This is a genomic window from Mesorhizobium sp. M7A.F.Ca.CA.001.10.2.1, from assembly GCF_003998575.1.
Lineage (GTDB): Bacteria > Pseudomonadota > Alphaproteobacteria > Rhizobiales > Rhizobiaceae > Mesorhizobium.
In genome coordinates this window covers 1-5426 of the sequence record NZ_RZQY01000403.1, presented here as the reverse complement: position 1 = coordinate 5426, position 5426 = coordinate 1, and the positions used below count along the sequence as shown (strand labels likewise).

Sequence of the window (5426 nt, the reverse complement as noted above, 5' to 3'; positions counted from 1 at the left end):
CCCCTACTCCCCTAAACATTCAGCAACAAATACTCCCGCTCCCACGGGCTGATCACTTCCATGAAGGTCTCGAACTCCGCCCGCTTGATCGCCGCATAGGTGGCGGCGAAGGACTTGCCCAGATGCGCGCAGAGTTCCTCGTCGCCCTCGAACAGGTCGACGGCTTCGAGCAGGCCACGCGGCAGGTCGATTTCGTCGGCATTGGCGGTGGTCAGGACGGGAGGCTCGGCCTTGATCTTGTTGGTGATGCCGATCAGCCCGCAGGCAAGCGATGCCGCCAGCGCCAGATAGGGGTTGGCATCGGAGGACGGGATGCGGTTTTCGACGCGCCGCGCCGCGGGATCCGAGCGCGGCACACGAAACGCCGTGGTGCGGTTGTCATAGCCCCATTTGTTGTTGACCGGCGCCGACGCCGCCTGCGTCAGCCGGCGGTAAGAATTGACATAGGGCGCGAACATCACAAGTGCGTTCGGCACATGCTTCTGCATGCCGCCGATGAAGTGGAAAAAGTCGTCGGTTTCCGAGCCGTCAGCGGCCGAAAAGATGTTCCGTCCGGTCTTCTTGTCGATGATCGACTGATGGATGTGCATGGCGGAGCCGGGTTGCCCCTGGATCGGTTTGGCCATGAAGGTGGCATAGATCTCGTGCTTGAGTGCTGCCTCGCGAATGGTGCGCTTGAACATGAACACCTGGTCGGCCAGTTCGATCGGGTCGCCGTGGCGCAGGTTGATCTCCAACTGCCCGGCGCCCTCCTCGTGGATCAGCGTATCGATCTCCAGGCCCTGGCTTTCGGAGAAATGGTAGATGTCGTCGATCAGTTCGTCGAATTCGTTGACGCCGGCGATCGAATAGCCGGCGCCGCCACCGATCGCGCGTCCCGACCGGCCGACCGGCGGGGTCAGCGGATAGTCCGGATCGGGATTCTTGCGCACCAGGTAGAACTCGATCTCGGGCGCCACCACTGGCTTCAGGCCGAGCTTGTCATAGGCGGCCACCACACGTTTCAACACATTGCGCGGCGTGAACTCGACCGAGCGTCCGTCCTGGTGGACGAGGTCGCAGATGACCGCGGCCGTCGGGTCTTCTTCCCAAGGCACCACCGTCAGCGTCGACAGGTCGGGCATGAGCTTGAGGTCGCCGTCATCTTCCGGGTAATGGAAGCCGTTGCCATCCTCGGGGTAGCCGCCGGAAATCGTCGTCATGAAGACTGCCGACGGCAGCGCCAGCGAGGTGTTGGAGGTGAATTTCTTCGATGGCATCATCTTGCCACGCGCAACGCCTGCCTGATCGGGCGTGATGCACTCGATGTCCTCGATGCCGCGCCACTCCAGCCAGGCGCTGACTTCCTTCCAGTTCTTGACGCCTCGTTGGTTTTTCACGAAGGCAGGCGTGCGGGCGCGTCCTCCGCGGCTCGACGGACGGACTTCCTTTTTTGCAGGCGGCATCATTCACCAGATTGGGTTGCGGATTGTGGAGTATAGCCGTGCCCTCCTATGGAAGGGAAGGGGAGCCGCGTCGGGCATTGGCCGGCGCGGTTGAAAATCACGCCAATCGGCTTAGTTTCGGCCGTCCCACTTCAATCGAGGCCCCCAAATCTTAATCGAGAAATTGAATGCGGCCCAACGGCAAACTGACAACGATCGGATTCGATGCCGACGACACGCTGTGGCAGAACGAGCAGTTCTTCCGGCTGACGGAAAAGCGCTTTGCCGCCATGCTCGTCGACCATGGCGAAGCGGAGCACATCTCGGCACGATTGCTGGAGGCCGAAAGGCGCAACCTCGCCGTCTATGGCTTCGGCATCAAGGGATTTACCCTGTCGATGATCGAGACGGCGATCGAGGTCACGCAAGGCCGCGTACCGGCCTCGGTCATAGCGGAGATTCTCGATGCCGGCCGCGAAATGCTGAACCATCCGATCGAGGCCTTGCCGCATGCCCGCGAGACGGTCGAAAAGCTTGCCGGCGCATTCCGCCTCGTGCTGATCACCAAGGGCGACCTCTTCGATCAGGAGCGCAAGCTGGCTGGCTCTGGCCTTGGCGATCTGTTCGACGCGGTCGAGATCGTCAGTGACAAGAATGCTGCCACCTATAGCAGGATCTTCAGCCGCCACGGCGATGGTGCCGCGAAGAGCATGATGGTCGGCAACTCGCTGAAGTCGGATGTGGTACCGGCCATCGAGGCCGGCGGTTGGGGCGTCCACGTGCCGCATGAACTGACCTGGGTGCTGGAGCATGTCGAGGCGCCGGTGGCTGAAACGAGATACCGCCAGATATCCGATCTCGGACAACTGCCCGGACTGATCGAAAGCATCGTGAATGCAGGTTGATCACAGGATCCAGCTGTTTGTTTTCTGATTCCCGGACGGAAACTCCGCGCACTTTTTCTGGCTGCTCTAGCGGCCAATCAGGCGATCGATCACCGGTTGCAACCGTTCGGGCGTGATCGGCTTGGCGACCACCACGTCGATGATACCAGACAGGCCCAGACTTTCCCTGGTGCCATTCTTGGTTGACAGCAGGATTACTGGTGGCAGCGATTTGCCCGAGGCGCGGCGCAACGCGTCGATGCTGGACATCAGATTGTCGCAGTCCTTGTTGTCGGCGCCGCCGTCAAGGACAACCGCGCCGGGAATGAGCGACCGCAAGATCCTTGCCGCCGTGTCGGGAGATTCGGAAATCGGCTTGAGCCCGGATCGCTCGACGATCTTTGAAATCACCACGCGATTGATTGGCGATTTGCCGACGACAAGCACCTGCGACGGATCGCGGACCGCCTCGGTGGTTGAACCGCGGGTCACCGGATTCGGATGTCTTGGAGTCTCGCCTTCGCCATTCACCGGGCACACAAGTCGGCCAAGAAGCTCGCCCCTATTTCAATGCAGAGTTGAATCCGGAGCGCAATTGGCGTGAGATCGGAGCCTATGTCAAGTTGAAATAAAAGTGCCTGAAATCATCGCCGGAGCAGTGAATTTCAAGCAACGCTACTGTACTCAACTGTCCACAAGTGCGTTTCATAAAAAGAAAATTCACCTGCGCAGGGGCTGCGCAGGTGAAGGGCCGGTTGCATGGATTCCGGTCAGCCGTGGCGCTGCTGTGTGACGATCACCGGGATCAGCAGATCGCCCCAGTTGCCGTCGCCGCCATGATGTCGTGCCGAGCGCACGAGCTCCACCGAGACGCCCGCCTCGACCGCCTTCATCACCGACTGGTTGAGGCGGTGCAGGTCGTTGGCCAGCATGCGGATCGTCGCCTGCTGGTCGACGTTCATCGTCGTCGACTGTTCCTCGGCGCGTTCCTTGACACGGCTTATCGATGCCATTGGTCTTCTCCTTCCAAGCCCTGTTGGGCGTTTCCTCTGAGTTCTTCTGTTCGCTATTCGGCGGCCGGTTTGAACTGCGCGTGCTCTGTCGATTCATGCATGGCGGTGGTCGATGACTGGCCACCGGTGATCGCCATCGACACGGCGTCGAAATAACCGGTGCCGACTTCGCGCTGATGTTTGGTCGCGGTGTAGCCATCGGCCTCGGCCGCGAACTCCGCTTCCTGCAACTCGGAATAGGCCGCCATCTGCCGCGCCTTGTAGCCGCGCGCCAGTTCGAACATGCCGTAGTTGAGCTGGTGAAAGCCGGCGAGCGTGATGAACTGGAACTTGTAGCCCATGGCGCCGAGCTCCTTCTGGAACCTGGCGATCGTCGCGTCGTCGAGGTTCTTCTTCCAGTTGAACGAGGGCGAGCAATTGTAGGCGAGCAGCTTGTCGGGATGATGCTTGCGCACGCCCTCGGCGAATTTCCTGGCCTGCGTCAGGTCCGGCTTCGAGGTCTCGCACCAGATCAGATCCGCGTAAGGCGCATAGGCAATGGCGCGGGCGATGCAGGGCTCGATGCCGTTCCTGACATGGTAGAAGCCTTCCACCGTGCGGCCGGCGTCGTAGTCGACGAAAGGCTGGTCGCGTTCGTCGATGTCGGAGGTGAGCAGCTTGGCGGCTTCCGCATCGGTGCGCGCGACGACCAGGGTCGGCGTGCCCATCACGTCCGCCGCCAGGCGCGCGGCGTTGAGGTTGCGGATGTGCGCCGCGGTCGGGATCAGCACCTTGCCGCCGAGATGGCCGCATTTCTTTTCCGACGCCAACTGGTCCTCATAATGGACGCCGGCGGCGCCCGCCTCGATGAAGGCCTTCATGATTTCGAAGGCGTTGAGCGGTCCGCCGAAACCGGCTTCCGCGTCGGCGACGATTGGCGCGAACCATGTCTCGACCGAAAGCCCGTTGCCTTCGGACGTTTCGATCTGGTCGGCGCGCTGCAGCGTCCGGTTGATGCGCTTGACCAGTTCGGGCGCTGCATTGGCCGGATAGAGCGACTGGTCCGGATACATCGCGCCAGCCGTGTTGGCGTCGGCGGCAACCTGCCAGCCCGACAGGTAGATCGCTTTCAGCCCGGCGCGCACCTGCTGCATCGCCTGATTGCCGGACATGGCACCGAGCGCGTTGACGAAGTCCTCCTCATGGATGAGCTTCCACAGCCGGTTGGCACCCATTTCGGCGAGGCTCTGACGGATCTGCACCGAACCGCGCAGACGCTTCACATCCGCCGCGGAGTAGGGCCGTTCGATACCGTCGAAACGACCTTCCGGGGCCGATGGCACGAGGTTGTAAAAATCAGTCATTGGTCACTCCGAGGAATTGCTGAACTGTGTCAAGGCTTCAAGAATTTGGGGTCGTTGGGTTATGACTGGATTTACATTTCTGCGCGACATCAGCCACAAAAATCAGGGAAACCGACGGAATATAAGAGAAAACCTGTGTTGCGTTTGACAGAGGTGCGTTGTAAATTTGTCATTATTGTAAAAGGACCGAGCCCAGAAATTCGTGTAAATGCTGTAAAGGACAGTCCGTGGCTGACCAGAAGATTTTCGCCGGGCCGCGCATCCGCCGCATCCGCAACGCCAAGGGCCTGACGCAGACGGCGATGGCCGAGGGTCTTGGCATTTCGCCCTCCTATCTCAATCTGATCGAGCGCAACCAGCGGCCGCTGACGGTGCAGCTGATCCTCAGACTGGCCTCCGTCTACAAGGTCGATCCGCACGAGCTGCAGGGCGAGGCGAGGGGGTCGGTCGCTGCCTTGAAGGAAGTGTTCACCGATCCCCTGCTGGTCGGCGAGTTGCCGGGAGATCAGGAACTGATCGAGCTTGCCGAGGCCGCGCCCAACGCGTCCGCGGCGGTGATAAAACTGTTCCGCGCCTATCGCGAGCAGGCCGAGCGCCTGTCCGACCTAAACGAGCTATTGGCGCGCGAAGGTCGGGCGACGGCGCTTTCCGGCGCCCGCCTGCCGATCGACGAGGTGCACGAGATTTTCGAGCGCCGGCCGAACCATTTCGCTGCCCTCGAGGGGGAGGCCGCGGCGTTCACCTCGGTGCTCGATCCCGGCG

The 5426-nt window shown here is 61.3% G+C and carries 7 protein-coding genes; 3 read left to right on the top strand and 4 right to left on the bottom strand.

Going from position 1 to position 5426, the window contains the following annotated elements; all coding sequences use genetic code 11:
* Nucleotides 1–11: 11 nt before the first annotated feature.
* Nucleotides 12–1448 carry a glutamine synthetase family protein gene (locus EN964_RS22965; RefSeq protein WP_164749124.1) on the bottom strand — a complete coding sequence of 479 codons (1437 nt, stop codon included), beginning with the start codon at nt 1446–1448 and terminating at the stop codon, nt 12–14.
* 164 nt (nt 1449–1612) lie between these two features.
* On the opposite strand from EN964_RS22965, the gene EN964_RS22960 reads away from it, so the two are divergent.
* Nucleotides 1613–2329, top strand: a complete 717-nt coding sequence (locus EN964_RS22960) for an HAD family hydrolase (RefSeq protein WP_127272725.1) — start codon at nt 1613–1615, stop codon at nt 2327–2329.
* Between the two features lie 66 nt (nt 2330–2395).
* On the opposite strand, the gene EN964_RS22955 is transcribed toward EN964_RS22960, so the two are convergent.
* On the bottom strand, nt 2396–2800 hold the full coding sequence (locus EN964_RS22955; protein ID WP_236383383.1) for a response regulator: 405 nt from the start codon (nt 2798–2800) through the stop codon (nt 2396–2398).
* Between the two features lie 142 nt (nt 2801–2942).
* Between EN964_RS22955 and EN964_RS38175 the strand changes: the two genes are divergently transcribed.
* Nucleotides 2943–3101 (top strand): hypothetical protein, encoded by a 159-nt coding sequence (locus EN964_RS38175; protein ID WP_164773818.1) that lies wholly within the window; start codon nt 2943–2945, stop codon nt 3099–3101.
* Here EN964_RS38175 and EN964_RS22950 read toward each other — a convergent pair.
* Nucleotides 3079–3321, bottom strand: a complete 243-nt coding sequence (locus EN964_RS22950) for a hypothetical protein (protein WP_127268365.1) — start codon at nt 3319–3321, stop codon at nt 3079–3081. The genes EN964_RS38175 and EN964_RS22950 overlap by 23 nt on opposite strands.
* Before the next feature lie 53 nt (nt 3322–3374).
* Nucleotides 3375–4664, bottom strand: coding sequence for an isocitrate lyase (gene aceA, locus EN964_RS22945; RefSeq protein ID WP_127268366.1), 1290 nt, complete (start codon nt 4662–4664; stop codon nt 3375–3377).
* A gap of 227 nt (nt 4665–4891) precedes the next feature.
* On the opposite strand from aceA, the gene EN964_RS22940 reads away from it, so the two are divergent.
* Nucleotides 4892–5426: helix-turn-helix transcriptional regulator (locus tag EN964_RS22940; protein WP_164775941.1), on the top strand; the 535-nt coding region annotated here is incomplete at its 3' end.

Coding starts and splice junctions, on each gene's coding strand:
- EN964_RS22965 (WP_164749124.1), bottom strand. CDS start 1,448: ATGATGCCGCCTGCAAAAAAGGAAGTCCGTCCGTCGAGCCGCGGAGGA.
- EN964_RS22960 (WP_127272725.1), top strand. CDS start 1,613: ATGCGGCCCAACGGCAAACTGACAACGATCGGATTCGATGCCGACGAC.
- aceA (WP_127268366.1), bottom strand. CDS start 4,664: ATGACTGATTTTTACAACCTCGTGCCATCGGCCCCGGAAGGTCGTTTC.
- EN964_RS22950 (WP_127268365.1), bottom strand. CDS start 3,321: ATGGCATCGATAAGCCGTGTCAAGGAACGCGCCGAGGAACAGTCGACG.